Source organism: Bradyrhizobium denitrificans (genome assembly GCF_013179005.1).
GTDB classification, from domain to species: domain Bacteria; phylum Pseudomonadota; class Alphaproteobacteria; order Rhizobiales; family Xanthobacteraceae; genus Bradyrhizobium; species Bradyrhizobium denitrificans.
Genome location: NZ_JABFDP010000021.1, coordinates 1 through 25196, shown reverse-complemented (window position 1 = coordinate 25196; position 25196 = coordinate 1). Strand labels below are relative to the sequence as shown.

General features: G+C 65.6%; 26 protein-coding genes. 8 read left to right on the top strand and 18 right to left on the bottom strand.

The window, feature by feature from the left end; translation table 11 throughout:
* Positions 1-200 precede the first annotated feature (200 nt).
* From fabI to HL671_RS23255, 4 genes are all read left to right on the top strand, one after another.
* Positions 201-1034 (top strand): enoyl-ACP reductase FabI, encoded by an 834-nt coding sequence (fabI, locus tag HL671_RS23270; protein ID WP_012042661.1) that lies wholly within the window; start codon positions 201-203, stop codon positions 1032-1034.
* A gap of 13 nt (positions 1035-1047) precedes the next feature.
* Positions 1048-1647, top strand: coding sequence for a histidine phosphatase family protein (locus HL671_RS23265; RefSeq protein WP_012042662.1), 600 nt, complete (start codon positions 1048-1050; stop codon positions 1645-1647).
* Between the two features lie 102 nt (positions 1648-1749).
* Positions 1750-2835 carry a chorismate synthase gene (gene aroC / locus HL671_RS23260; RefSeq protein ID WP_172239098.1) on the top strand — a complete coding sequence of 362 codons (1086 nt, stop codon included), beginning with the start codon at positions 1750-1752 and terminating at the stop codon, positions 2833-2835.
* Positions 2836-2902: 67 nt separating this feature from the next.
* Positions 2903-4078, top strand: a complete 1176-nt coding sequence (locus HL671_RS23255) for an adenylate/guanylate cyclase domain-containing protein (RefSeq protein ID WP_172239095.1) — start codon at positions 2903-2905, stop codon at positions 4076-4078.
* Positions 4079-4087: 9 nt separating this feature from the next.
* On the opposite strand, the gene clpS is transcribed toward HL671_RS23255, so the two are convergent.
* Positions 4088-4393, bottom strand: a complete 306-nt coding sequence (clpS, locus tag HL671_RS23250) for an ATP-dependent Clp protease adapter ClpS (RefSeq protein ID WP_041750562.1) — start codon at positions 4391-4393, stop codon at positions 4088-4090.
* Between the two features lie 234 nt (positions 4394-4627).
* Between clpS and HL671_RS23245 the strand changes: the two genes are divergently transcribed.
* Positions 4628-5482, top strand: coding sequence for a DUF1194 domain-containing protein (locus tag HL671_RS23245; RefSeq protein ID WP_012042666.1), 855 nt, complete (start codon positions 4628-4630; stop codon positions 5480-5482).
* Between the two features lie 51 nt (positions 5483-5533).
* Here the strand turns inward: HL671_RS23245 and HL671_RS23240 are convergent, their stop codons facing one another.
* Positions 5534-6379, bottom strand: coding sequence for a nucleotidyltransferase domain-containing protein (locus HL671_RS23240; protein ID WP_172239092.1), 846 nt, complete (start codon positions 6377-6379; stop codon positions 5534-5536).
* A gap of 206 nt (positions 6380-6585) precedes the next feature.
* Between HL671_RS23240 and HL671_RS23235 the strand changes: the two genes are divergently transcribed.
* A complete protein-coding gene (locus HL671_RS23235) occupies positions 6586-7158 on the top strand; it encodes a septal ring lytic transglycosylase RlpA family protein (protein ID WP_172239089.1) in 573 nt (190 codons plus the stop codon).
* 47 nt (positions 7159-7205) lie between these two features.
* Here HL671_RS23235 and HL671_RS23230 read toward each other — a convergent pair whose 3' ends face one another.
* The 7 genes from HL671_RS23230 to HL671_RS23200 all read right to left on the bottom strand — a co-directional run bounded on the left by HL671_RS23230 (position 7206) and on the right by HL671_RS23200 (position 15888).
* Positions 7206-8441 (bottom strand): class I SAM-dependent RNA methyltransferase, encoded by a 1236-nt coding sequence (locus HL671_RS23230; protein ID WP_172239086.1) that lies wholly within the window; start codon positions 8439-8441, stop codon positions 7206-7208.
* Entirely contained in the window at positions 8434-9171 is a 738-nt protein-coding gene (locus HL671_RS23225) for a TlyA family RNA methyltransferase (RefSeq protein WP_012042670.1), read from the bottom strand. The genes HL671_RS23230 and HL671_RS23225 overlap by 8 nt, the downstream gene beginning before the upstream one ends.
* A 182-nt stretch (positions 9172-9353) precedes the next feature.
* Positions 9354-9914: a nucleoside 2-deoxyribosyltransferase gene (locus HL671_RS23220; protein ID WP_172239083.1), complete on the bottom strand. Its 561-nt coding sequence runs from the start codon at positions 9912-9914 to the stop codon at positions 9354-9356.
* A gap of 31 nt (positions 9915-9945) precedes the next feature.
* On the bottom strand, positions 9946-11871 hold the full coding sequence (gene dxs, locus HL671_RS23215; protein ID WP_012042672.1) for a 1-deoxy-D-xylulose-5-phosphate synthase: 1926 nt from the start codon (positions 11869-11871) through the stop codon (positions 9946-9948).
* A 956-nt stretch (positions 11872-12827) separates the two neighbouring features.
* Positions 12828-13079, bottom strand: coding sequence for an exodeoxyribonuclease VII small subunit (locus HL671_RS23210; RefSeq protein ID WP_012042673.1), 252 nt, complete (start codon positions 13077-13079; stop codon positions 12828-12830).
* 100 nt (positions 13080-13179) lie between these two features.
* Positions 13180-14109: a histone deacetylase family protein gene (locus tag HL671_RS23205; RefSeq protein WP_172239080.1), complete on the bottom strand. Its 930-nt coding sequence runs from the start codon at positions 14107-14109 to the stop codon at positions 13180-13182.
* 111 nt (positions 14110-14220) lie between these two features.
* Entirely contained in the window at positions 14221-15888 is a 1668-nt protein-coding gene (locus HL671_RS23200; RefSeq protein WP_012042675.1) for a bifunctional metallophosphatase/5'-nucleotidase, read from the bottom strand.
* 121 nt (positions 15889-16009) lie between these two features.
* On the opposite strand from HL671_RS23200, the gene bla reads away from it, so the two are divergent.
* Positions 16010-16897, top strand: a complete 888-nt coding sequence (gene bla / locus HL671_RS23195; RefSeq protein ID WP_041751378.1) for a subclass B3 metallo-beta-lactamase — start codon at positions 16010-16012, stop codon at positions 16895-16897.
* Between the two features lie 3 nt (positions 16898-16900).
* On the opposite strand, the gene solA is transcribed toward bla, so the two are convergent.
* The 4 genes from solA to HL671_RS23175 all read right to left on the bottom strand — a co-directional run bounded on the left by solA (position 16901) and on the right by HL671_RS23175 (position 20050).
* Positions 16901-18088: an N-methyl-L-tryptophan oxidase gene (solA, locus tag HL671_RS23190; protein WP_012042677.1), complete on the bottom strand. Its 1188-nt coding sequence runs from the start codon at positions 18086-18088 to the stop codon at positions 16901-16903.
* 21 nt (positions 18089-18109) lie between these two features.
* Positions 18110-18871, bottom strand: a complete 762-nt coding sequence (locus tag HL671_RS23185) for an enoyl-CoA hydratase-related protein (RefSeq protein ID WP_172239077.1) — start codon at positions 18869-18871, stop codon at positions 18110-18112.
* A 262-nt stretch (positions 18872-19133) separates the two neighbouring features.
* On the bottom strand, positions 19134-19499 hold the full coding sequence (locus HL671_RS23180) for a hypothetical protein (RefSeq protein ID WP_012042679.1): 366 nt from the start codon (positions 19497-19499) through the stop codon (positions 19134-19136).
* Positions 19499-20050 carry a flagellar biosynthesis protein FlhF gene (locus HL671_RS23175; RefSeq protein WP_041750564.1) on the bottom strand — a complete coding sequence of 184 codons (552 nt, stop codon included), beginning with the start codon at positions 20048-20050 and terminating at the stop codon, positions 19499-19501. The genes HL671_RS23180 and HL671_RS23175 overlap by 1 nt, the downstream gene beginning before the upstream one ends.
* 296 nt (positions 20051-20346) lie before the next feature.
* Here HL671_RS23175 and HL671_RS23170 point away from each other — a divergent pair, with 296 nt between their 5' ends.
* On the top strand, positions 20347-21612 hold the full coding sequence (locus HL671_RS23170; RefSeq protein WP_012042680.1) for a DUF892 family protein: 1266 nt from the start codon (positions 20347-20349) through the stop codon (positions 21610-21612).
* A gap of 359 nt (positions 21613-21971) precedes the next feature.
* Here HL671_RS23170 and HL671_RS23165 read toward each other — a convergent pair whose 3' ends face one another.
* The 5 genes from HL671_RS23165 to HL671_RS38040 form a co-directional block, all read right to left on the bottom strand.
* Positions 21972-22229 carry a hypothetical protein gene (locus HL671_RS23165; protein ID WP_172239074.1) on the bottom strand — a complete coding sequence of 86 codons (258 nt, stop codon included), beginning with the start codon at positions 22227-22229 and terminating at the stop codon, positions 21972-21974.
* 264 nt (positions 22230-22493) lie between these two features.
* A complete protein-coding gene (locus HL671_RS23160; protein ID WP_041750565.1) occupies positions 22494-22877 on the bottom strand; it encodes a hypothetical protein in 384 nt (127 codons plus the stop codon).
* A gap of 498 nt (positions 22878-23375) precedes the next feature.
* Positions 23376-23669, bottom strand: coding sequence for an HdeA/HdeB family chaperone (locus HL671_RS23155; RefSeq protein ID WP_172239071.1), 294 nt, complete (start codon positions 23667-23669; stop codon positions 23376-23378).
* Between the two features lie 310 nt (positions 23670-23979).
* Positions 23980-24882, bottom strand: coding sequence for a nucleoside hydrolase (locus HL671_RS23150; RefSeq protein WP_041750567.1), 903 nt, complete (start codon positions 24880-24882; stop codon positions 23980-23982).
* Positions 24883-25196 (bottom strand): hypothetical protein (locus tag HL671_RS38040; protein ID WP_210264051.1); only part of this gene is annotated, 314 nt, incomplete at its 5' end.

Here is a 25196-nt window from a genome sequence, read left to right as displayed (position 1 = left end):
TCCTGCGGCCGTTCGCTGCTGGGACAAGGTGTGGGCCGCAACCACCCCCTTGCACCGACCATAACACCGCGGTGACGGGTCTATTCCGGTCCGGGCAGACCCCTGCCTGCAGTTTGCCACAGAGCGGGCGGAATGGGGCTGTACCGGGCCAGACCGGTGGTGTACGTCCACAGTTAATAATCAGTTCGATGGGAAGCCGCATGGCGCAGATTTCAGGTTTGATGCAGGGCAAGCGCGGAGTGGTGCTCGGCGTAGCCAACAACCGCTCGATCGCCTGGGGCATCGCGAAGGCAGCGCGCGCGGCCGGTGCTGAGATCGCGCTCACCTATCAGGGCGACGCGCTGAAGAAGCGGGTCGAGCCGCTCGCCGCCGACCTCGGCGGCCTCGTGCTCGGCCATTGCGACGTCACGGATCCCACGACGATCGATGCGGTGTTCGATGTCCTGAAGGAGAAGTGGGGCAAGATCGATTTCGTCGTGCACGCGATCGCCTTCTCCGACAAGGACCAGCTCGACGGCCGCTACATCGAGACCACGCAGGACAATTTCTCCAAGAGCATGCTGATCAGCTGCTACTCGCTGACCGCGATCGCGCAGCGCGCCGAGAAGCTGATGACCGACGGCGGCTCGATCATCACCTTGACCTATTACGGCGCCGAGAAATGGATGCCGCACTACAACGTCATGGGCGTCGCCAAGGCGGCGCTGGAGGCGAGCGTGCGCTATCTCGCCGCCGATCTCGGCGAGAAGAACATCCGCGTCAACGCGATCTCCGCAGGCCCCATCAAGACGCTGGCGGCGTCGGGCATCGGCGATTTCCGCTATATTCTGAAGTGGAACGAGTACAACGCGCCGCTGCGCCGGACCGTGACCATCGAGGAGGTCGGCGACAGCGCTCTGTATCTCTTGTCCGACCTGTCGCGCGGCGTCACCGGCGAGGTGCACCACGTCGATTCCGGCTATCACGTCGTCGGCATGAAGCGGCCGGAGGCGCCCGACATCTCGCTCAGCAATTCCGTCGGCGCCAAGGAGTAGCGTTTCAACCGCAATGCCCCGGCCCACGATCTACTACATCCGCCACGGCGAGACGGAATGGAATGCACTCGGCCGCCTGCAAGGCACGCAGGACATTCCGCTCAACGCGCTCGGCCGGGTCCAGGCCGTGCAAGCCGGCAACATCCTGAGCCAGCTGGTCGCACGCAACGGCCATGACGCGATGCGGCTGCCTTATGTCGCGAGCCCGCTCAGCCGCGCCCGCGCCACCATGGAGCTGGTGCGCGAGACCTTGCAGCTGCCGGTCGAGGATTACGCGCTCGATGCGCGGCTGCGCGAGATCGGCTATGGCAAATGGGAGGGCGCGACCCTGCCAGAAATGCAGGCCGCCGATCCGGTTTTCTACGCCAAGCGCCTGACCGAAAAGTGGACGCTGGCGCCGGAGGGCGGCGAGACCTATGCCGATGTCGAACGCCGGGTCCGCGACTGGTATGATCAGCTCACCGGCGATATCGTCGCCGTCGCCCATGGCGGCACGGCGCGGGCGCTGATGGTCGCGCTCGGCTTCGAAACGCCGAACCGCGCCGTCGACCTGCCGATCCAGCAGGGCGCGGTGTATGTGTTCGGCGAGGACGGCTTCGAGAAGTTCAGCTAGCTTGTCCCGTCAGTCCGGGGCGTCTCGCAGAGGCGAAGCCGGACTCTCGCGACCCCGGGCTTCATCCCGGAATGACGGTTTTCCCGATCGGGTGATCAACTCATGTCCTTCAACACCTTCGGCCACATGTTCCGCGTCACCACCTTCGGCGAGAGCCATGGCGTGGCCATCGGCTGCGTGGTCGACGGCTGTCCGCCGCGCATTCCGCTGGAGCCTGCGGAGATCCAGGTCGATCTCGACCGCCGCCGGCCCGGCCAGTCGCGCTTCACCACCCAGCGCCAGGAGCCGGACAAGGTGAAGATCCTGTCCGGCGTGATGCCCGATCCCGACACCGGCGCGCAGGTCACCACGGGCACGCCGATTGCGCTCTTGATCGAGAACACCGACCAGCGCTCGAAGGACTATTCCGAGATCAAGGACAAGTTTCGCCCGGGCCATGCCGACTTCACCTACGAGGCCAAATACGGCCTGCGCGATTATCGCGGCGGCGGCCGCTCCTCGGCGCGCGAGACCGCGACGCGCGTCGCGGCAGGCGCGATCGCGCGCAAGATCCTGGCGGGCGTCAAGGTGCGCGGCGCGCTGGTGCAGATGGGGCCGCACAAGATCGACCGCGCCAAGTGGGACTGGGACGAGATCGCGCGCAACCCGTTCTTCTGTCCCGACAAGGACAAAGCGGCGTTCTTCGAGGACTATCTCGACGGCATCCGCAAATCCGGCTCCTCGATCGGCGCGGTGCTGGAGATCACCGCCGAAGGCGTGCCGGCGGGACTCGGCGCGCCGCTCTACGGCAAGCTCGACGCGGATCTGGCGGCGGCGATGATGAGTATCAACGCCGTCAAGGGCGTCGAGATCGGCGCCGGTTTTGCTGCGGCCGAACTGACCGGCGAGGAGAACGCCGACGAGATGCGCTCGGCCAATGACGGCACGCGCTTCCTCTCCAACAATGCCGGCGGCATTCTCGGCGGCATCGCCACCGGGCAGCCGATCGTGGTGCGCTTCGCCGTCAAGCCGACCTCGTCGATCCTGACCCCGCGCCAGACCGTCGATCGCGCCGGCCACGAGACCGAGATCCTGACCAAGGGCCGTCACGACCCCTGCGTCGGCATCCGCGCCGTGCCGGTCGGCGAAGCGATGATGGCCTGCGTGCTCGCCGACCATCTGCTGCGCCATCGCGGCCAAGTCGGCTGAAGACGCGGCTGAAGACTGACGGCGCCGCTGACTACCGTCGGCGTGCGCGCTGGCCTAGGCTTTGCCAATGGACCCATCGAGCCTGACTGCGCTGATCAACTGGCTCATCGACGGCGCCCGGTCGTCGGACCAGCCGAGCCAGACCATGTCCGAGGCCTGCGGACGCCTCGTCGCGCTCGGCGTTCCGCTGTGGCGCGCCGGTGTTTTCGTCCGCACGTTGCATCCGGAGATCTTCGGCCGCAGCTTCGTCTGGCGGCAGGGCGGCGAGGTCGAGATCGGCAGCGTCGATTATGGCTTCCAGGACTCGCCGACCTATTGGGACAGCCCGCTCGCGGTGGTGGTGCGCCAGGGCGTGGCGTTCCGGGCCAATCCGCAGTCGCCGGAGGCCGAGCGCTACCCGATCCTGATGGACCTGCGCGCTGACGGCGTCACCGACTATCTGGCGCTGCCGCTGATCTTTCTCGACGGGGAGGTGCATGCGTCGAGCTGGACGACCAGGTCGCCCGGCGGCTTCACCGAGGCGCAGGCCGAGGCGATCCGCGCGGTGATCCCGGCTTTGTCGCGCTACACCGAGATCATCGGCTTGCGCCGCATCGCCTCGATGCTGCTCGACACCTATGTCGGCAACAGCGCCGGCGCCCGCATTCTGGGTGGCCAGATCCGCCGCGGCCACACCGATACGATGCATGCCGCGATCTGGCTGTCCGACCTGCGCGGCTTCACGCCGTTGTCGGACCGGCTGCCGGCCGAAACCGTGGTCGACATCCTCAACCTCTATTTCGATTGCCAGGTCGAGGCGATCCGCGGGCAGGGCGGCGAGGTGCTGAAGTTCATGGGCGATGGCCTGCTCGCGGTGTTTCCGATCGCGGCGCAGGATGGCGACCCCGCGGAGGTCTGCAGCCGCGTGCTTGCAGCGGCGCGCGCCGCGCGCAGCCGCGTCCACGCCCTGGAGTACGTGAGCGGCGATGCGCGCGAGCGCTTCCGCTTCGGCGTGGCGCTGCATGTCGGAGAGGTGCTGTACGGCAATATCGGCGGCGGCAATCGGCTCGATTTCACCTGCATCGGTCCGGCGGTCAATCTCGCGGCCCGGCTGGAGAAGATCGCCGCGCGGCTGGCGCGCACCGTGGTCGCCTCGGAGACGTTCGCCGGCGCCTGTGCCGAGCCATGGACCGATCTCGGCGCATTCCCGATCGCGGGCCTCGCGACGCAGCAGCGCGTGTTCGGGCTTCGCGAAGAAGATTAGTTCTTCGGTCTATGTCTCAGGCTCGGTGGTGAACAACAGTGGATAGCCCTTGGCACGGCCGGCATCGGTCGCGCGCGTCGCCTTGGTCTCGGCGACGTCCTTGGTGAACACGGCCACCACGCAGACGCCGAGCTTATGGGCCGTGATCATCACCTTGTAGGCCTGGTCCTCGGTCATGCGGAATTCCGATTTCAGGATCATCACCACGAAATCGCGCGGCGTGAAGTCGTCATTGACCAGGATGACCTTGTAGAGCCGCGGGCGCTCGACCTTGGTGCGGACCTTCGTCTTCGGCTTGGTAACGGCGTCGTTCATGTGCGGCGCGCCCGTGTGTTCCTGATGCGGCGGAGCCGCCACAATACAGCCTTCGGTCCCTCCGGGAAACCACGGGCTGCATGCCGTCATCGTGCAAGGCGCACGGCTCCGCGCCTGACCAACATCCGGGCAGGTCGCCCTGGACTAACTGGAAAGTGAATGGCGGCGTGCGTTCCTGCTTTGCTGACCGCGGATTGCGTGTCACCATTATCTGACGCGATTGGAGGGCAGCTTATGCGCTGGTGGATCTCGATCGGGGTGGCGTGTCTGGCGGGCGCCTTGGCCGGCGGCGACGTGGCCAGCGTCGCGGCGGCGCCCGGCGCCCAGGCGGCGCAGCAGCTGAGCGACAAGGACGCCTCCGTCGATGTCGAGCTGATCCTCGCCGTCGACGTGTCCTATTCGATGGATCTGGACGAGCTCGCGATCCAGCGCGAAGGCTACGCGCAAGCGCTCAGCTCGCGCGAGTTCCTGCAGGCTCTGAAGAACGGCGTGCATGGCCGCATCGCCGTGACCTATTTTGAATGGGCCGCCTCGAGCGATCAGAAGATCATCATTCCCTGGCGGCTGATCGACGGCCCGGAAAGCGCCGATGCGGTCGCCGCCGAGATCATGAAGACGCCGATCCGCCGGGCCTCGCGCACCTCGATCTCGGGCGCGATCTACTTCGCGATGCCGCTGTTCGACGAGAATCCCTATCGCGGCCTGCGTCGCGTGATTGACATCTCCGGCGACGGTCCAAACAACAATGGTCCCTCGCCGGTCACGATGGCGCGCGATGAGGCGGTGGCCAAGGGCATCACGATCAACGGCCTGCCGATCATGGTCAAGGAGCCGTCCTATTCGACGATGGATATTGAGAACCTCGACCTCTACTACAAGGATTGCGTGACCGGTGGTCGCGGCTCGTTCGTGGTGACGATCAAGAGCCGCGACGAATTCAAGGAGGCCATCCGCACCAAGCTGCTGATGGAGGTGGCCGGACGGACGCCGCCGGCCAAGATCGTGCCGGTCGCCGACGATGCCAACAAGGAGCCGCGGGTGTCCTGCCTGATCGGCGAGAAGATCTGGCAGGACCGCTGGGGCCGGTGATCCAGCCGATCGCGCGCCCTTGGCGAGGACGTACGGGGCAGGGACGAAGCTTCAGCCGCTCTCACAAGCCTGCCGCATGATCTGCGTGAGGTCGGCGTCGAGCGCCTTCAAGACATCGATCGCAGCGCCGAATTGGCTGCAGCCGATCGCCTGCCAGACGGACTGCACGCGGGCCTGCAGACGGTCAGGGGTGAGCGGGAAGCTGGCCGCCTCCGCGAGCGCTGCTTTCTCATTGATCAGGTAGCGGGCATTGATGGCAAACAACACCTGCGCAAGGCAGGCGAGCGCGCGATAGGCGCATCCTGCAATGTGCGTGTGATCGCCACGCGAGATGGCCAGCGCCGCATTGTCGATGCTGAACGTGATCTCCCATCGGAAGCGACCGAGCAGCGCATCGCGCAGCGGGCGCGGATAATGCGAGCAGCGTGATTTCAAACCGGCCAGCAGCTGAGCCGGATCATGCAGGACGCGGCACAATGCGACCTCGCCCATCCAGATCGCCGAGACGAAGCCGTGCGGATGACCCGGCTGGTAATCGATCTCGATCCGCCCGTTGATGCAGTCGGCGATTACCCGGCTGACGGCGTCGATCTCGCGATAGAGCAGGTCGACCTTGTGGCCCGCGATCCGCAGCCAGCCGCCGCCCACGATCCAGCGGCCCCAGCCGCCGACCTCAGTCAGCTCGGCTCGTTGCGGGTCATCGACCAGCGGCGCGATGGCCTCGCGCAACGCGTCGGTGTCGAGCCGATGACCCGGCGCCACATACACCCCGATATCGTAGTCCGACGCGGCGTGCGCCGTGCCCCGCGCGCGTGATCCGCCGAGCGCGATCGCGCCCAGTCCCGGGCATTCGGCAAGGCTGGCGACGATGCGCGCGAGCATCCGGTCGTCCTGCATGAGCCACCTCTTCTTGCGCGGCCTGCTGAGGTAAGCCGATCTGCTGTGGGAAACCTCGCTCGGTCATCGATTCGTCGAATCTGTGATATTGGCGCAACACTTGATCCAAAAACCAGGAGTTGCAGATAGGCGAGATTCCCTTTTGCCACGGTGCCGCCGCGATTGGGCCGCGACCATGAAGCGGGTGAGGCAGAGGCGCACAGAACATGCGTATCACCGATCGGACAGCAGGTCCCGCGCAGCGCACCGCGCGCTGCTCATTGCTCCCCGGCGACATCGCGGGATCCGCCCGCAAGCTGGTGACCGCCGCGCTCGTGTTGGCCGCCGCGGCGTCGCTCGCCGACTGCGCGCAATCATCGGCGGTCCGGCAGGCGCGCCTGTCGGCGCCGACCAGGCCGGCCGCGGTCGAATTCCGGCCCCAGATCCAGCGCGCCGAGAAGGCGCCGGAGTCGATGGTCCGCGTGCGGCATGCTGAGCTCAGTCCGCCGCCGGTACGCGCGGCGTCGTCGGGTCTCGCCAGCTACTATTCGGAAGGTCAGAAGACCGCGAGCGGCGAGCGGTTCAATCCCTCCGAGCTGACGGCGGCGCATCGCAGCCTGCCATTCGGCACCCGCCTGCAGGTCACCAACGTCAAGACCGGACGTTCGGTGGTGGTGCGCGTCAACGATCGCGGACCGTTCGTCGAGGGGCGCGTGGTCGACGTGTCCTACTCAGCCGCCCAGGCGCTCGGCATGGTCAACACCGGCGTCGCGCCGGTGAAGGTCAACGTGGTGAGGTAGGAGTCGCATCCGTCATTGCGAGCTGCGCTCGCAATGACGCGGAGAGCTCACCGCGCCAATCTCGCCACCAGCTCGACATGCGGCGTGTGGCGGAACTGGTCGACGGGCACCACCGTCTCGAGCTTGTAGCCGCCGTCGATCAGCAGGCGCATGTCGCGCGCGAAGGTCGAGACGTTGCAGGACACGGCGACGATCACCGGCACCTTGCTGGCTGCGAGCTGCTTGGCCTGCGCCTGCGCGCCCTGGCGCGGCGGGTCGAACACGACGGCGTCGATGTCGCGAAGCTCCGCTGGCATCAAGGGACGCCGGAACAGGTCGCGGGCCTCGGCCTTGATCGGCTTGAGACCGGGGCAGCCGGCGGCCTTCTGCAGCGCTGCGATCGAGCCCGCGTCATTGTCCATCGCGGTGACGCGCGCGCGCGCCGCCAGCCGCAGCGCGAAGGGCCCGACGCCGCAGAACAGGTCGGCGACGTGCTTGGCCTTGGCCGTGCGCTCCAGCACCAGCCGGGCCAGCGTCTCCTCGCCTTGCACGGTGGCCTGCAGGAACGAGCCCGGCGGCAAGGTCACTTGCGCCGTGCCCATGGTCACGGTCGGCGCATTGCGCATCAGCACCAGCTCGCCATGGCGCGTCAGCCGCGCCAGGCGGTGCTGCTCGGCGAGGCGCGACAGCGCGGCAACGCGCGCCGGCGGCAGCGGCCCGGAGCCGCGGACATCGATGTCCAGGCCGTTGTGGGTGGCGGTCGCCTGGATGTCGAGCGGCTTGCCGGTCGGCTTCAGCGCTTCGGCCAACGCCCATGCGGCTTCCAGCGCGCCATCCAGGGCAGGGTCGAGGATCGGGCAGCGGTCGATCGGAACGATGTCGTGGCTGCCCGTCGCCGAGAAGCCGACCCTGAGGACATCGTGGGTACCCATGCGGGCATGGAAGGTGGCGCGGCGCCGGCCGGCGCCGTGGGCGTCGATCAGATCCGCGACCTCGCACTCGACCTTCGTTGCGCGCAAGGTCTCGACGACGATGTTGCGTTTCCATTGCTGATAGGGCTGCGTCGCCCAGTGCTGGATGGCGCAGCCGCCGCAGACGCCGAAATGCGGGCAGAACGGCGCGATCCGCTCGGCGCTGGGGGTCTCCACTGCCAGCAGCTTGCGACGGTCGGGGTGACCAGGAATGGCCGAGGCCTCGACGGTCTCGCCAGCCAGCGTGTAGGGCACGTACAGCGTTTCGCCCGAGGACAGCGACACACCGTCGCCGCGATGGCCGACATGGTCGATGACGAGACGGTCAACCATGGCGGCGCGCTCCCAGGAAGAATTCGGCGTTGCCGTCGCCGCCCTTGATGCAGGATGGAAAGATCTCGATGTCGCTGCAGCCGAGCGCGGCCGCGAAGGCCGCGACATCGTCGCAGACCGCCTGGTGGACGGCGGCGTCCTTGATGATGCCGCCCTTGCCGTGCTTACCCTGCGCCTCGAATTGCGGCTTGATCAGCGCCAGCAGGCTCATCGGCGACGCAGCCAGCGACAGCGCCACCGGCAACACCGATTTGAGCGAGATGAAGCTGCAGTCGATCACGACCACATCGGGCCGCTGTGGCAGGCGCTTTCCCTCATAGCTGCGGATATCGGTCTGCTCCATCGACACGATCCTGGAATGGTTGCGCAGCGACGGATGCAACTGGTCACGGCCGACATCGACCGCGAAGACGAGGGCCGCGCCATGCGCCAGCAGCACCTCGGTGAAGCCGCCGGTCGACGCGCCGACATCGAGGCAGACATGCTCCTCGACCTCGATGCCGTAATGCTCCAGCGCAGCCGCAAGCTTGACGCCGCCGCGCGACACCCAGGGATGCGCCGGCTCGGCCTGCAGCGAGGCGTCGGCGGGCACGGTCTCCGACGCCTTGGCCACCTGCTTGTCATTGGCGAACACCAGTCCCGCCTCGATCGCCGCCTGCGCCCGCGCGCGGCTCTCGAAAAGACCGCGTTCGACGAGGAGGACATCAGCGCGTTTGCGGGGAGGGGACATGGGCGATATCGCGAGATTGGTTGCTGAGGGCGACGCAATGAGTTTCGGACTCCGTCATTGCGAGGAGCGAAGCGACGAAGCAATCCCAACTTTCTTTGTAGCCCTGGATTGCTTCGCTTCGCTCGCAATGACGAGTTTTGCAAGTTGTTCGCGAGTACTCGCGGCTTCAGAACGTGGCCGGATCAAACCGTCCCAATCGTCAGTCGCTTGGCCGCCAGTCTCACGCACATCTCGAACGCTGCGAGATCATGCCAGACATCGGCTGGCCGCTCGCGCGGCAGCACCAGCGGATGGCCGTGCAGATCGAGCGCGTGGATCAGCATCAGATTGTCCGGCAGGCCGAAATCCTCCACCGTCAGGCCCTCGGCATCGATCAGCCGCCCGTCCTGCTCCGTGACATTGGTGAGGCGCCGCACGCGATCGGCATAGACAGCGGGATCGTTGCAATAGCCGAGACACAGCCTGCCGCGGCCGGCCATGTAGCCGAGCTCATAGACCGTGCCGGCATCGGCGCCCGGGCCACGGAACGGCGTGAGGTTGGCGATGATCGCGTCGGCATCGTCCATCATCGCCTCGTTGCCGTGGAAGATCTGGCGCGAGGCGTCGGAGCTGCCGAGATCGACGCTGTTGTCGAGCGGATAGAGGCCGATCAGCCCGTGGCGGTCGCAGATCGCAACCTTCCGCCGGCCGATCTCAACGGCGTCCGGCAGGAACACGTCGGGACCTGCCAGATAGATCTTCATGGATCACCAAGGAGGGCTGGCGAGCCCGCCCTCAGGCGAGCTTGACCACCTCGGCGGTGTAGTCCTTGCCGAGCGCCTCGAACACCTTGCGGACGATGCCCTTGGCGTCGAGGCCGGCGCGGGCGTACATCGCGGCCGGCGTGTCGTGGTCCTGGAACTCGTCCGGCAGCACCATCGAGCGCATCTTCAGGCCGCCGTCGAGCATGCCCTGGTCGGCCAGGTACTGCATGACATGCGAGCCGAAGCCGCCGATCGAGCCTTCTTCGATCGTGATCAGGATCTCGTGCTCGCGGGCCAGCTTCAGCACCAGTTCCTCGTCGAGCGGCTTCATGAAGCGCGCATCGGCGATCGAGGCCGACAGGCCGTGGGCAGCGAGCTCGTCGGCCGCCTTCTCGCACTCGGCGAGGCGGGTGCCGAAGGAGAGCAGGGCGACCTGCTTGCCCTGGCGGATCATGCGACCCTTGCCGATCGGCAGGGGCACGCCGACTTCCGGCATCTCGACGCCGCGGCCTTCGCCGCGCGGATAGCGCACCGAGCTCGGCCGGTCGTTGATCGCGACCTGGGTCGCCACCATGTGCACGAGCTCGGCCTCGTCGGAGGCCGCCATGATCACCATGTTCGGCAGGCAGCCGAGATAGGCGTTGTCGAACGAGCCGGCGTGGGTGGCGCCGTCGGCGCCGACCAAGCCGGCGCGGTCGATCGCGAAGCGGACCGGCAGGCTCTGGATGCAGACGTCATGCACGATCTGGTCGTAGCCGCGCTGCAGGAAGGTCGAGTAGATCGCGCAGAACGGCTTGAAGCCTTCAGCCGCCAGGCCGGCCGCGAAGGTCACCGCATGCTGCTCGGCGATGCCCACGTCGAAGGTGCGCTTCGGGAACGCCTTGGCGAAGATGTCGATGCCGGTGCCCGAGGGCATCGCGGCGGTGATGCCGACGACCTTGTCGTCCTTCTCGGCTTCCTTGACCAGGCTTTGGCCGAACACGTTCTGATAGGCCGGCGCATTCGGCTTGGCCTTGGCCTGGGTGCCGGTGGCGACGTCGAACTTGACGACGGCATGATACTTGTCGGCGGACGCTTCTGCCGGCGGATAGCCCTTGCCCTTCTGGGTCACGACATGGACCAGGATCGGGCCGGTCTCCATGTCACGGACGTTCTTCAGCACCGGCAGCAGGTGGTCGAGATTGTGGCCGTCGATCGGGCCGACATAATAGAAGCCGAGCTCCTCGAACAGCGTGCCGCCGTCCATCATGAAGCCGCGGGAATACTCCTCGACGCGGCTGGCGCGGTTGGCGATCACCTTGGGCAGATGCTGGCCGAGCTGCTTGGCCGCATCGCGCAGGGTGCGATAGGTCTTGCCCGAGTACAGGCGCGACAGATAGGCCGACATCGCGCCGACCGGCGGCGCAATCGACATGTCGTTGTCGTTGAGGATCACGATCAGGCGGGAATTCATCGCGCCGGCATTGTTCATGGCCTCATAGGCCATGCCGGCGGACATCGCGCCGTCGCCGATCACGGCGATCACATTATTCTTGCCGCCCGACAGATCGCGGGCCACCGCCATGCCGAGGCCGGCGGAAATCGAGGTCGAGGAGTGCGCGGCGCCGAACGGATCGTAATCGCTCTCGGTGCGCTTGGTGAAGCCGGAGAGGCCGCCGCCGGTGCGCAGCGTCCGGATCCGGTCGCGGCGACCGGTCAGGATCTTGTGCGGATAGGCTTGGTGGCCGACGTCCCAGATCAGCCGATCGCGCGGGGTGTCGAACACATAATGGATGGCGGTGGTCAGCTCGACCACGCCCAGACCCGCGCCAAAGTGGCCGCCGGTCACCGAGACCGCATCGATGGTCTCCTGGCGCAGTTCATCAGCGACCTGCCGGACCTGCTCGACCTTCAGCCGGCGCAGATCTTCCGGAGTCTTGATGGTGTCGAGAAGCGGCGTCTTACTAAATGTGGTCACGGTGACATTCCAATTTTGCAGGTCGGGTTCAAGGGCCGACGTCTGAGAGGTTCATCGTAACGGGCGGCGAAACCTGGTGTCTTGAAGGTCACATCCGCGCGGATCGAAGCCGCAGACCGGAGCCTAGCCGGCCTTTAGATCGATCTATGTGATGTAAGTCACTCTTGGTGGCCTTGCCGTCCTCGTTTGTCGCCCAAGCTCGCCAAGTTGTTCAGCCAAGTCAGTTTTGCTAGCTCTTGCAAGTGCTTGGCTCCAATCGTCGGAGGAGAATGAGCACTTCCAAAAACCCGCATTTGCGAGAAGCTTTACACCAAAGCGCGTCTTAAAGCCAACCCGGCTGAAGATGGCAAGCCCGCAAACGGTTCCGTGGCGTCAAATCTCAACCCCGGAGGCCCACGGCGGTTCCCTTGCACTGCTCAAATCGCTGGCAGACGCGGCCCCGAAATAGACCGGAGAGGCAAGCCCGGTCCAGGCTTTTTCCCGTGATGCAGAATCCGTCATGGCCGCAATCGGCAGCGCTGCGGCGGGATGAGCCATGCGTTCGCGTCAGGGGAGTCGTCCGCAAACCATCATGAAGTCGTCATCGGCATGCGGCCTTTCATTGGCCATCGCGAATGCGACGTGCGCGCGAAAACGCCTTGCTCAAGGCAGCGTGGGCGCCGGCCCGGTGATCGCGGACTGAACCTGAAGAGCTCATCACGCCGTTGCTGTCGTGGCGATCGATCCCGCCCGCCTGCGGGTGTGACGGCGATCAAGGGGCGCCGGTTCCGCAGCAATCGTCGCGACGCGAAGCAGAAACCGTCGCGGAATAACGTTAATGGAGTCCTGATGAGAAATACGGCTGAGATGCACGATCGGCAGGCGGTTCGCCCCTTGGTCTCGCTGCGGACCCCGACGCGAAATATTTTTTGACCTTAACCCGGCCAATGAGGTCAGGGGGGCCGGTGTGACCGCCGCTATTGGACGTCCAGCGGGGCAACTCCCGTCGCCCGCCCGCTGGCGTCGGTCGTGATCTTCTCGACCCTCGCCTCGGCTTGGCGCAACAGCTCCTCGCAGCGACGCTTGAGCGCCTCGCCGCGCTCATAGATCGCCACCGACTCCTCGAGCGGCACCTTGCCGTCCTCGAGCCGCTTCACGATCGATTCCAGCTCCTCGATCGCGCGCTCGAACGACAGCTTCTTGACGTCGGTTACGGTGTTGTCCGCCATGCGGGTTCCCTGCAGATCACTCAACTCCGGGGCCGTGCTTTTACACGCCGGTCATGGCTCTGTCAGGTCCTGCCGGCGTCGATCGGCTGGAACCTGGGGATTACGCCCCGGTCAGCGCGGCAACGTGGGCGGAGACGGATTCCTTCAGTCCCTGAAGGTCATAGCCGCCCTCCAGGACCGAAACGACGCGGCCGCCGGCGCATTTGTCGGCGAGATCCATCAGCTTGCGCGTCACCCAGCCGAAATCTTCGGCCCTGAGATTCAGAGATGCGAGTGGGTCGCGATAATGGGCGTCGAAGCCGGCCGAGATGATCACGAGCTCCGGGCTGAACTTGGTCAGCTGCGGCAGGATCAGGTTTTCGAAGGCGGAGCGGAACTCCAGGCTGCCATCCTCGGAGGCGAGCGGCGCGTTGACGATGGTGTCGTGCTCGCCGCGCTCGCCGCGGGCGCCGGTGCCCGGGAACAGCGGCATCTGGTGGGTCGAGCAGTACATCACGCTCTTGTCGGCCCAGAAGATGTCCTGGGTGCCGTTGCCGTGATGGACGTCGAAATCGATGATGGCGGCGCGCTCGATCCCGAAGGTGCGCTGGGCGTAGCGGGCGGCGATCGCGACATTGTCGAAGAAGCAGAAGCCCATCGGCTTGGCGATCTCGGCATGGTGGCCGGGCGGGCGCACCGCCACGAAGGCATTGCGGTGGCGGCCGGACATCACCGATTCGGTCGCAGCCACGGCCCCGCCGACGCCGCGCATCACCGCTTCCCAGGTGCCTGGCGACATCGAGGTGTCGCCGTCGAGATAGATGATCCCCGAGGTCGGCGCCATCTGGCGCAATTCGGTGACGTAATGCTCATTGTGGCAGAGCAAAGCGAGCGCGATGTCCGCTTCCGGGGCCTCGTCGCGATCCAGCAGGGCGAAGCGTTCCTCGGTCAGGGCTTCCTCCACGGCGCGCAGGCGATCGGCACGCTCGGGGTGTCCGGAGGGCGTCGCATGATCGAGGCAGGCTTCGTGAGAAAGATACAGCGTCGACATTGGGCTCTGCCACTCGCGCGTTACGGGAATGCCCAATCTATGCGCTGAACGCAGCCTCGGAAAGAGCCCTGACGGCGATAGGCCCCGGTTTCGCGCCGGTCCGACCGGACCTCACTGGGCCCTGTTGAGGATGCGATCGCGCGGCGGCGGAGCGAGCGGGCTGTTCGCCTTGAGATAAGCGAACAGCGCCTCGTCGTCATAGGGACCGACGACCGGATCGCGGCCCCCTTTGAAGGCGGTGAAGCCGTCGCCGCCGAGCGCGAGATAGGTGTTGAGGGTGACGCGATAGGATGCGGCGGGATCGACCGGCTTGCCGGCCAACATCATGCTGGCGGCATCGACGCGCCCCCCGGCCGGCTGTTTGGGATCGAACGCATAGCTGAACCCGTTCGAGATCTGGAGAATGCGCGGCCTTGCGGGATCGAGCCATTGCTGCTCCAGCGCCGCCTTGATCTCGGCGCCGGTCAGGGTGACCGTCATCAGCTGGTTGCGGAAGGGCTGGCTGGCAAACACGTCGGCATAGGTCACCGCGCCGTCGTCGCGACGGGCGAGATCGGTGCGGATGCCGCCGGGATTGGTCATCGCGATGACGGCGCCGCCCTTGGCGGTTGCGGCGAGCTGGGCATCGGCGATGACGTCGCCGAGCGCGCTTTCGCCCGCTCCATTCGGCACCCGTGAGAGCGGCTGTGCGATGGATCCGGCCGGCCGATTGGCGATCGGCGCGGCGACCTTCTCGTAGGCGTCGATCAGCGCGGTCTGCGCCGGGTCCTTCGGCAGCGTGGTGTCGACCACGATATTGGTCGCGGTGGCGCTGACCACGTCGCGCGTCGTGCGGTCGAGCTTGACGTCGATCGCGGTCACCAGCGTGCCGAACTTGTCGGCCGAGGTGACGAGGCGCTTGTCGATGGTGCAGACATAGGCTTGGTGGGTATGGCCGGAGATGATGATGTCGACCGCGCTGTCGAGGTCCTTGACGATGTCGACGATCGGCCCGGACAGGCCCGGGCACTCGTTCATGCCGCCGGACGGCCAGCCGCCCTCGTGAATCAGCACGACGATGGCCTGCACGCCCTTTGCCTTCAGCTCCGGGATCAAGGCGTTGATGCTCTCGGCCTCGTTGCGGAAATCGAGCCCGGCCGCGCTCGCCGGCGAGATGATCCCGGCGGTGGCTTTCAACGTCAGCCCGATGAAGGCGACGGGAATATCCTCGAAGGTGCGGATCTCGTAGGGCGGAAACACTGTCTTGTCGGTGCCGGCGAGAAATGTCGACGCGGCGAGATAGTGGAATTTGGCGCCGGTGAAGCGCTGTGGCCCGCGGCAGCCCTCAGTCGGATGACAGCCGCCATTCTGCATGCGCAGCAATTCGTCCTTGCCCTCGTCGAACTCGTGATTGCCGACGGCCGACAAAGCCAGCCCCATCTCCGACATCGCTTCGATGGTCGGCTCGTCGTGGAACATCGCCGACAGGAACGGGCTGGCGCCGATGAGGTCGCCGGCCGACACGAAGATCGTGTTCGGCTGGCCGTCGGACAACAGCTTCACCAGGCTCGCCATGTGCTCGGCGCCGCCGGCCGGGACCATGCTGGTCTTGGCCGGGTCCGCAGGATCGGCGACTCGGATGCCGGCCGGCGGCGGCTTGAGGTTGCCGTGGAAGTCGTTGATGGCCAGGATGCGCAGCGACACCGGCTCATCCTCGGCATGGACGGGCAGGGCGGCAAGGCCAGCGGCGGTGAGGGCGGCGACGAGGCAGGCGGCGAGAACGCGGCTGAGACGACTCATGGCAGGATCACGTGTGATGCAGGGCGGCGGCGAGGTGCGATTGCCCCGCCATGGCGGCAATGACATAAGACAAAACAGATAAAACCAGAACAATGATACCGGGCAATCCGGGGAGGGTGTGATGAAAAGAATGCTGCTGCTTGTGGCGACCTTGTCGCTGGCCGCTGGCTCTGCTGCAGCGCAATCGCTGCCGGACCTGATGAAGCAGATGATCGCGGCGTGGAATAAGCCGACCGAGCCGTTCAAGGTGATCGACAATATCTACTATGTCGGCACAAACGGGCTCGCCTCCTATCTGATCACGACGCCGCAGGGGCACATCCTGATCGATACGGTGATGCCGGAATCCACCGCGCAGATCGAGGCCAGCATCGCCAAGCTCGGCTTCAAGGTCGCCGACATCAAATACATCCTCAACACCCACGCCCATATCGACCATACCGGCGGGCTCGCGCAGATCAAGCAGGAGACCGGCGCGCAGATGGTGGCGGGCGCCAAGGACGTGCCGCTGCTCGAAGGCGGCTTCTATCCGGGGCGTGAGCAGGAGAGCCATTTGAACTTCCCGCCGGTCAAGGTCGACCGCGCCGTGCATGAAGGCGACACCGTCACGCTCGGCGGCGTCACCTTGACCGCGCATGAGACGCCCGGTCATTCGCCGGGCTGCACCAGCTGGACCACCGATGTGAAGGACGGCGAGGCCACCCGCAGCGTCATCTTCTTCTGCAGCGCCACGGTGGCGCTCAACCAGCTGGTGGGCCGGCCGACCTATCCCGGCATCGTCGACGACTACAAGAAGACCTATGCCTGGGCGAAGACGGTGCATCCGGACATTCTGCTCGCGCCGCATCCGGAGATGTTCGACTTGGCCGCCAAGCGGGCGAAGATCGCCGAGGGCGGGCCGAACCCGTTCGTCCGGCCGGGCGAGTTCAACGCCTACCTCGACAGGCTCGAGACGCAGTTCAACGAGGGCCTGTCCAAGCAGACAGCGGCGCTGCAAACCGGCAAATAGCGTTCAGGGGGCGGCGGCCAGCCGGTCCAGCGTAAAGCCGGAGAGATCGACAAGCGGCGCCTGGCCCAGCGCCATCGCCGCGAGCGCTTCGCCGACGGCCGGCGAATGCTTGAAGCCGTGGCCCGAGCAGGCCGAGGCATAGATCACCTCGGGGGCGCCGGGATCGCGGTCGATGATGAAGCGTCCGCCGCTGGCATTGGTGTAGAGACAGACCTCGCTGCGCAGGCATTTAGGGCCGAGATCGGGCACGAACGGGCGGACATAGGTCTCGTAGGTGGCCGCGATCTCGTCCGCGGTGACCTCGCGGCCGACGTGATCGGGATCGGTCTCGCCGGTCATGACCTCGTTGGCGAGCTTGACGCCGTTGCCGGGCGAGCCGAGCCAGGGAAAGCCGTAGATGTCGGATGCAGCGCCGGCGCGGCCGGTGACGTCCCAGATGAAGACCGGTGCGTCCGGACCGAAGCGCTGCGGGTTGGACAGGATCTCGAACCAGTACAGCACCTGGCGGGTGATGTGGACGCGGCGGCGCAATGGCGCGATCATCTCGGTGATCCACGGGCCGGTGGTGACGATCAGCGTCGTCGCGGAGGTGGTCGTGCCGTCCTCCAGCGTGACGCTGAGCACGCCGGCCGCGCGGCGGAACGCGGTGACGCGCCGTCCGGTCACGAGCTCCGCGCCATGGCGTGCGGCGACGACAAGCTCGGTGCGCACGCAATCCTCGACCAGGAGATAGCCGCCCTCGCGATCGAGAAAGGCGCGGTCGCCCGGCGCGGTGGCGAAGGCCGGATAGTCGGCGCGGAGCCGCTCCGCGGAGAGGGTCTCGCCGTCGACCCCGTGCAGCCGTGCCGCAGCCTCGATATTGGCGAAGAACTGTCCGCTGCTGACGCCGTGCACTGCGCCGCCGTGCTGGCTCGGAATGAACAGGCAGCCGCATTGCTGGAACAGGTGGGTGCCGGTCTCGCGCTCCAGTTCGCGCCAGATCTGGTGCGAACGCCGCGCCAGCGGCGTGTAGTCGACGCCCTCGCCGATCGCGGCGCGGGTGATGCGGGTCTCGCCATGGGTCGAGCCGAAGCGATGCGGCGGCTGGAAGCGGTCGATGCCGAGCACGCGGCGTCCCGCTTTCGCAAGGTGCAGCATGGCGGCGCTGCCGACCGCGCCGCAGCCGATCACGATCACATCATAATGCGGCATCGGCGGCCGGCCTGGCTGCGTTCATTTCTTCTTGCGCGACAGGAATGCCTTGAAGGCGCCGATCGCCTCCTCGGAGGTCATGCGTTCGGCGAACAGATAGCCTTCCTGGTCGATCCGCCGGGTCAACTCGTCCGGCGCGGTGCGGATCAGCTTGCGTCCGATCGCCACCGCCTCGGCCGGCAGGCGGCAGATGTCGCGCGCGACCTTCTGCGCCTCGACCTCGGTATGCCCCGGGGCCACCACCGTATTGACGAAGCCGGCGATATGCGCGTCCGCCGCCGTCATGGTGCGGCCCATCACCAGCATCGCAAAGGCGCGCTGATAGCCCATGGTCTGCGGCATCAGCAGGCTCGAGGCGCCTTCGGGCACCAGGCCGAGATGGATGAAGGGCGTCGCGAAGGTCGCGGTCGTCGAGGCCAGCACGTAGTCGCAGTGGAACAGCATCGTGGTGCCGATGCCGATGGCGACGCCGTCGACCGCGGCGATGATCGGTTTGACGTTGTGGGCCAGCGAATAGAGAAATTTCGTCGCGGCGGAGGTGCGCATGGCCTCGTTGCCGGCGTTGCCCGCATGCAGGAAATCCTCGAGGTCGTTGCCGGCGGTGAACACGCCGGAGCCCCCCGTGATGATGATGCATCGCACCAGCGGATTGTTCTGCGCGGTATCGATCGCATCGCTCATGCCGAGATACATCGCCTGCGTGATCGCGTTCTTCTTTTCCGGCCGCCGCAGCTTGATCGTCCGTGTCTCGCCTTCGTCGGTGACGATCAGATGGTCGGTCATGTGGCCCTCGTGCAGGTGTGCCGGCCGCTCCGCTGCGGTCGGTCGTCTTGGCGTCGTTTCTCGCGACTCAGCCTACATCATTCGCCGCTCGTGCCAAAGGCTGAAGCGGCCATGGACGATAGGACGGATTGCGCGGGAGATCAGGCACAACCGCTCTTCGACGATGGTGAAGAAGGCGATTTGCATCAGCGTCGTGACTAACGCTTCCCGAAGCCGAAACGAGGCAAGACGGAGCCGCGCCTGGTCGGCGCGATGTGGCGCGTCAACGCGGTCCGTCCGAACGCGGCGGCGCGGGAGTGCGCGGCGCAGCCGGCTGCTGCTGTCGGGCGGCCTCGCGGCGCAGCGCCTGCTCCAGCACCACGAGCCGCGTCGCCATGCGGGTCAGCTCGTCATGCATCGAGCTCTGAACGCCCTGCACAGCGTGCTGCACCTCGCGCAACGCGTCGCGCTGGGTCTCCGCCTTGAGCACCCTGAACTCGGTCTCGATCGCGGTCAGGCGCTGGTTGACGGCCTTGATCGCTTCGGCGATCTCCTTCTGCCCTTCCTGCAGCGCGCGAACATGATCGACCAGCCGCAGATGATCGGTCAGTTCCTCGACCGCCTTGCCGATGTTGCCGCGGCCCGACATTACTTCACCGATCTCAGCAGCGTCCTGATCGTCGCCAGATGATCCTCGGGCGATCCGAGTCGCGCCGAGACGGCGTGCATCAGCTCCTTGCGGAGCTGCTGCAGCTCATCCTCCTGATCACCGCGCGGGCTCGCGGCCGCAGAGGAGTAGCTGGGGTGCGGATAGGCGCCGACCGGCCGCTCCATCGGCAAATAATAAGCAGGGCGTTCATCGGCCCAGGCCGTCGTGGGCCCACTGCCAGGCGGGGCCGGGCGAGCCTGGCCGGCGAAGCGCGGCTGGGCGCCGCGCGGCTGCCGTTCGATGGAATCGACGATGGCCGCGAGCGCGACGTCGAAATTGCTTTCGTCGGAAATGTCCAGCGCGGGCTCCATGGCCGCTGTCGGCGGAAGCGGCGGTAACGTCAAAGACGAACGGGCCGACGGCGAATGCTCGAACGGCGAGCGGCTGAACGAAGAACGGGCGAACGACGTCAGGTCGCGCAGCCGCTCGACAGCGCGGCGCCATCGCGCGCCGAGCCGCGGCTCCTCCCTGGCAGGTGTTCGCATCAACATCTGACTCTCCAGCAAGTTAGCTTAGGCGAGCGGAGAAAAGCTTAGCAAGGGTTGCGCTGCCGCTGCCAACAGCTGTGTTGCGGCCGCCGCAGCCCGGGGTCTTGGTCCATGCCGGCCTTGATGGGCGCTTGGCTGGGCAATGCGCGGCAGTGTGCATAGGCTTGGGCGCCGGCCTGACTGCGTTCACCCGGCCGGCGCAGAGCAGGGCGGAAGATGTTCCGGTGAGAGGTAAGGAACAACCGTGGTGCCCGGAGGTTCGGACTCTTGCTGCATCCCCGCAAACGTCCGAGGCCTCCATGTATCACCACGTCAAAAAGCTGATGTTCACCGTCCGTGTCGACGAGCCCGATCCGCGCTTCGGCAACATGCTGCTGGAGCAGTTCGGCGGCGCCAATGGCGAGCTTGCCGCCGCCATGCAGTATTCGATCCAGGGCCTCAATTGCGAGGATCCCGATCGCAAGGATCTCCTGATGGACATCGGCACCGAGGAGCTGAGCCATCTGGAAGTGGTCGGCACGCTCGCCCGCATGCATCTGAAGCCCGCCAAGTTCGACCGCGAGGCCGCCGAGGCCGATCCGTTGATCGCGATTTGCGGCGGGGGCGGCGTCAATCTGTTCAACTCGCAGGGCAATCCCTGGACCGCCGACTATCTGAAAATCACCGGCGAGCTCGACGTCGATCTGCGCAGCAACATCGCCGCCGAGGCGCGCGCCAAGATCGTCTATGAGCGGCTGATCAATTTCACTGATGACGCCGGCACCAAGGATGCGCTGCAGTTCCTGATGACGCGCGAGATCACCCATATGAAGGCGTTCGCGCTGGCGCTGGAGAGCATGAACAAGCCGGCCTTCAGCATCGGACGGATCGCGCCGACGCCGGGCCTCGTCGATCAGTTCTTCAACGATTCCACCGGCAATGGCGACCATGGCGAGATCGATACCCGTGGCCCCTGGAACGAGGGCGGTGACTGGGTGTTCACGGAATCACCGGCGATCCAGGCCGAGAACGGCGCGGCCAATGCGATCGTCACCGAGAGCTCGCCGCCGGCCGATGAAGCGGGTCTCGGCGATCTCTTGATCGAGGAGCTGCGCGACATCCTCCATGCCGAGAAGCAGCTGACCAAGGCGCTGCCGAAGATGGCGGAGGCCGCCCGCTTCGATCAGCTACGCGAATTGTTCGAGCAGCATCTGGTCGAGACCGAGGCCCAGATCGAGCGCATCAACGAATGCTTCGAGCTGCTCGGCAAGACGCCGCGGGCAAAGCCGTGCAAGGGCATGATGGGCCTGGTTGAGGAAGGCGAGGAGATCGTGACCCAATCCGAGGACAAGGAGGATGCGGCGGCGGATCTCGCGCTGATCGGCGCGGCACAGCGCGTCGAGCATTACGAGATATCCGGCTACACCACCGCGCGCAACCTTGCCTCACAGCTCCGCCACAGCGCCGTCGTCGCGCTGCTGTCGAAGTCGCTGGCCGAGGAGGAGAATGCCGATCAGCTCCTCAATCAGGTCGCGCGCTCCTTGATGTCGGTCGCCAAGATGCCGGCGGCGATCGAGCAGGCGTGAGGTAGGGACTTCCGCGGCGCGCTTGCGCTCTGCAGGCCTCCGTGGAGCACAGCACCACGTGGGTGGGGCGCAGACATTGCGCCACGTCTTCATATCGTCATGGCCGGGCTTGTCCCGGCCATCCACGTCGTTCAGCTCGCTGAGAAGCGCATGGATGCCCGGGACAAGCCCGGGCATAACGGAACAACTAACTGCCAGGATGGATCGTTCGCGACAGTCCCGTGTCTCCATATCCGACCGCCTCGCCTTTGCGGGGCATGACGGCCGTCTTTAAAAACGCCAAATGTGCCCTCCGCTGGCCGTCTGGAATGACGGGGAACAGCGATCAACAGCGGACCAGCCGCTCTCCCGCTGCCATCTCACTCCGTATAGCTGCGCGACCGGTCCGCCCTGCGGAAATGGTTCGTCGACAGGCAGCGCCTGGCCCGGTTGATCTGCGCATCGGTGACGCCGCGGCTGCGCGCATACATCTCGGCCACCTCGGCGGTGTATTTCTCCACGTAGTAGCGCACCTCCGAGCAGGACATCCGGGTGTCCGGACCAGCCTCGTTGGCTGCCTGCACTCCGGATCCCATCGCCAGAAGCAGAATCCCCGCGCCGATCATACCCCGCACCATCGACTTCCTCCCCCTTGTCGCAGCTGCCCGATAACAGGCGTGACTCGGCGCGAGGGTGCAAATTAACAAATGACGGCCACGTGACATCATCGCTGCAGTGTGGCTTCGCAGTGTCACCGAGCGTTGCGGCGGCGCATCGCCTGCAACCGCAGCCGCTCGGAAACGCCTCGTACCGATGGCAGATCGCGGTTCCTTCAGCGGAACCCTCGTTCACCTCGCGCTGGTCGGGCTGGCGCGATGATGCGCCGCTCCTCCTTCGACATCTCAGGCCGCCGCGGTCGAACTCGCCGTGCCCGCGCTGCTCGAGCCGCCGGTGCTTGCAGCGCCGCTGGCCGCGCCTTGCGCGTTGTAGGTTTGCGCGCCCTTGCTGCTGCCGTCCGAGCTGGCGGCCGTCTTGGTCACCTCGGTCGAGCCGTCGGAATAGGTGATCGTCGTGGTGGTGACGCCGTCGAGCGTGATCGAGACCTCGCTGACGACAGTCTTGCCCGACGACGCGCCGCCGCTGCCGGAGGAGCTCTCCGACGTGTCGCCGGCCGAGCTCGTGGCTGATGACGACGAGGTTGCGGACGTCGCCGAGCTGGATGAGGTGGCCGCGGTCGCCTGGGACGACGTGGCCGCGATGGGAGTCGAAACGGAGCTGATCGACATGGACTTCTCGCATGAAGAAAGGGGCGGGTGCCGCACGGCTGCGCGGCTCGCTTCTTCAACGCGGCTTTGGCGCGGAGCTGGCGTACTGAGTTGCGTCTGAATGTGTCCGGATGCAGCGGGTTTCACTCGGGGTCATCGAAGCGTGTCGCCAGCCGCGCTGCCCGCGGCAAAGTCTCCCGTCGCAGGGCGCCCGCCACGGCGTTGCGGATTGGCTTCGCGGCTCTCACACGCCCCGGCGCAAGTTCAACCCCCAGTTCTTTCCCCATGTCATTCCCAGCGGCGGCTATGCGGCGAACAGGACGCCACCAGGCGTCCTGTGCGCTCCGGAATGGTGGCGGACGGCGGAGAGGGGCGATTGCCAAGCGCCGGCGCGGCGCTCTATCGTTCTGCACGCATGAGCGTCGCCTTTTCACCCCGCCAAACATCACGCGTCGCGAAAGCCTGCTGCGCTTACGCCGACGCCAACCCGATTGACTGATCTAACGATCCGTTGCCGACCTAATTGCCGAGGATCTTCTCCGCCGCGGTGACGATGCTGACCGTCGGATGCTCGGCGCAATATTTGCCGAACTTCTTGGCGTTCTCGATGAACACCTCGGTATCGAACAGGGCTTCGTCCTGATCGCCCTTGTACCAGCCGTCGAGCCAGATAAACACCATCTTGATGCTGTCGTCGCCGCTCTCGACGAACTGCTTGCAGCTCATGGTCGACAGATCCAGCACGACGGCCGAGGCCGGTGCTGACGGCAGCATCAGGGCCGCGGCGAACAGCGGGGCAGCAAGCAATTTCATGGGGCGTCTCCGGATGGATGTCATGAAAACAATGAAAAAGACAGTGCGTTACGAATCCCTTCGCGCGCCAATGCGAAGCGCGCGATCAAGATCGCGCCGGGGCCCGCATGGTTAGGATCGGCCAAATCGCGCGCGGTCGTCAGGGGTGCTGCGGTAAGTCAATGCCGGGATCGGGCCCGCCCGCCGTGCGAACCGTCCTGTCGCTGTGGCGCCTCCCGGCCGATGTCCTTGTGCAGGCGCGCCACGGGTCTCGGCCAAGGTCCAGCCAGTTGCGCGCCCCCATTTGGAGAGCGTGGCGCAGCTCGCGTGATTATGCCAGGATCGACCAGGAGCGCATGAACTGCCTGACCCAGCGCAGGTCGCCCCCGAGACAAAATCTTGCGTGATAGGCACCGTTGATATCAAACCGCAGTTGTCCGCGATGGTCTGTGGAGCTGTCTACGTCAAATGGAATGCGCCAGAAGTTGAATTTCGACGGATAGAGCATGGACAGAAGCGCGATCGTATCATGCGGAAAGCAGCCGGAGATGCCCTCGGCCTGTTCGTAGCTCGCCATGTAGAATTTATGAGCTTCGCTGAGCATCGGAGCCGCTGCTCCAAACGTGCTTAAGCTCGTCAGGTCTTCCCGCCTGAATATGAGCTTTCGGCAGATATCAAGCGGGACAATTGTGATTGGAATTCCTGAGTGGAGAATGTTGGCCAACGCGATGGGGTCGTTGTAGGCGTTGAATTCGGCGTCCTCGGTGATATTGCCTTTGTCAAAAATCGCGCCCGTCATCATCGTGATACCGGAAATTCGCTCAGCCCCGAGCATGCGCGCGATCGATGGGATATTGGTTGCTGGCCCGATGCTCAGGATATGAACGTCCTCGTTGAGCCATCGCGCGCGTTCCAAAGGGCTTTCAATCGACTCTGATAGAGAGTCGAATTGTTCGTCTGGCCTGACCTCACCGATGACATTGCCCAAGCCATCGAGTCCGTGAATATCCGTTGCAGACTGCGCGAAGCCGTCTGAAGCGCGTTCGGCGCCGACGAGAATTGGTGCGTCGACACCGAGTCGGTGTAACAAGGTTCGGATGTTGTGCGCGGCTTGGCGTGCTGAGACATTTCCGAATACGGTTGAAAAAGCGATCTTATGTCCTGAGACGATTTTGCAAGCGACAGCGATCGCGAGCGCGTCGTCTACTCCCCCATCGCTGTCGATCCAGATCATCTATAGTCTTCCATTGCTTTTCATGTGGTCGATCAGTCGCTTGAATTGATCGGGAGGCAGTCTCGTCGATTGACGGTTGATGTCCGCTGCCTTCCAATCCGCGCTGGTCACCCGCACAAGGAGGATGGATGCCGCGGTCGGCGAATCCTCATAGTCGAGATCGGATATTCTGCCCGGAAGTTGCGCCAATGGATCATTCTGGAAAGCCTCGTAATATTGCTTGGAGTACAGAACGCTCAACACGTTACCGGTGCGGGTCGGAATCCCCGACGTGTGATCTGAGGCCGGAAAACTGGACCATTTTTGGCTAGAGT

Excerpts from the sequence above, each read along its gene's own strand:
- fabI (WP_012042661.1), top strand. The coding sequence starts at position 201 with ATGGCGCAGATTTCAGGTTTGATGCAGGGCAAGCGCGGAGTGGTGCTC.
- HL671_RS23265 (WP_012042662.1), top strand. The coding sequence starts at position 1,048 with ATGCCCCGGCCCACGATCTACTACATCCGCCACGGCGAGACGGAATGG.
- aroC (WP_172239098.1), top strand. The coding sequence starts at position 1,750 with ATGTCCTTCAACACCTTCGGCCACATGTTCCGCGTCACCACCTTCGGC.
- HL671_RS23255 (WP_172239095.1), top strand. The coding sequence starts at position 2,903 with ATGGACCCATCGAGCCTGACTGCGCTGATCAACTGGCTCATCGACGGC.
- clpS (WP_041750562.1), bottom strand. The coding sequence starts at position 4,393 with ATGAACGACGCCGTTACCAAGCCGAAGACGAAGGTCCGCACCAAGGTC.
- HL671_RS23245 (WP_012042666.1), top strand. The coding sequence starts at position 4,628 with ATGCGCTGGTGGATCTCGATCGGGGTGGCGTGTCTGGCGGGCGCCTTG.
- HL671_RS23240 (WP_172239092.1), bottom strand. The coding sequence starts at position 6,379 with ATGCAGGACGACCGGATGCTCGCGCGCATCGTCGCCAGCCTTGCCGAA.
- HL671_RS23235 (WP_172239089.1), top strand. The coding sequence starts at position 6,586 with ATGCGTATCACCGATCGGACAGCAGGTCCCGCGCAGCGCACCGCGCGC.
- HL671_RS23230 (WP_172239086.1), bottom strand. The coding sequence starts at position 8,441 with ATGGTTGACCGTCTCGTCATCGACCATGTCGGCCATCGCGGCGACGGT.
- HL671_RS23225 (WP_012042670.1), bottom strand. The coding sequence starts at position 9,171 with ATGTCCCCTCCCCGCAAACGCGCTGATGTCCTCCTCGTCGAACGCGGT.
- HL671_RS23220 (WP_172239083.1), bottom strand. The coding sequence starts at position 9,914 with ATGAAGATCTATCTGGCAGGTCCCGACGTGTTCCTGCCGGACGCCGTT.
- HL671_RS23210 (WP_012042673.1), bottom strand. The coding sequence starts at position 13,079 with ATGGCGGACAACACCGTAACCGACGTCAAGAAGCTGTCGTTCGAGCGC.
- HL671_RS23205 (WP_172239080.1), bottom strand. The coding sequence starts at position 14,109 with ATGTCGACGCTGTATCTTTCTCACGAAGCCTGCCTCGATCATGCGACG.
- HL671_RS23200 (WP_012042675.1), bottom strand. The coding sequence starts at position 15,888 with ATGAGTCGTCTCAGCCGCGTTCTCGCCGCCTGCCTCGTCGCCGCCCTC.
- bla (WP_041751378.1), top strand. The coding sequence starts at position 16,010 with ATGAAAAGAATGCTGCTGCTTGTGGCGACCTTGTCGCTGGCCGCTGGC.
- solA (WP_012042677.1), bottom strand. The coding sequence starts at position 18,088 with ATGCCGCATTATGATGTGATCGTGATCGGCTGCGGCGCGGTCGGCAGC.
- HL671_RS23185 (WP_172239077.1), bottom strand. The coding sequence starts at position 18,871 with ATGACCGACCATCTGATCGTCACCGACGAAGGCGAGACACGGACGATC.
- HL671_RS23180 (WP_012042679.1), bottom strand. The coding sequence starts at position 19,499 with ATGTCGGGCCGCGGCAACATCGGCAAGGCGGTCGAGGAACTGACCGAT.
- HL671_RS23175 (WP_041750564.1), bottom strand. The coding sequence starts at position 20,050 with ATGTTGATGCGAACACCTGCCAGGGAGGAGCCGCGGCTCGGCGCGCGA.
- HL671_RS23170 (WP_012042680.1), top strand. The coding sequence starts at position 20,347 with ATGTATCACCACGTCAAAAAGCTGATGTTCACCGTCCGTGTCGACGAG.
- HL671_RS23165 (WP_172239074.1), bottom strand. The coding sequence starts at position 22,229 with ATGGTGCGGGGTATGATCGGCGCGGGGATTCTGCTTCTGGCGATGGGA.
- HL671_RS23160 (WP_041750565.1), bottom strand. The coding sequence starts at position 22,877 with ATGTCGATCAGCTCCGTTTCGACTCCCATCGCGGCCACGTCGTCCCAG.
- HL671_RS23155 (WP_172239071.1), bottom strand. The coding sequence starts at position 23,669 with ATGAAATTGCTTGCTGCCCCGCTGTTCGCCGCGGCCCTGATGCTGCCG.
- HL671_RS23150 (WP_041750567.1), bottom strand. The coding sequence starts at position 24,882 with ATGATCTGGATCGACAGCGATGGGGGAGTAGACGACGCGCTCGCGATC.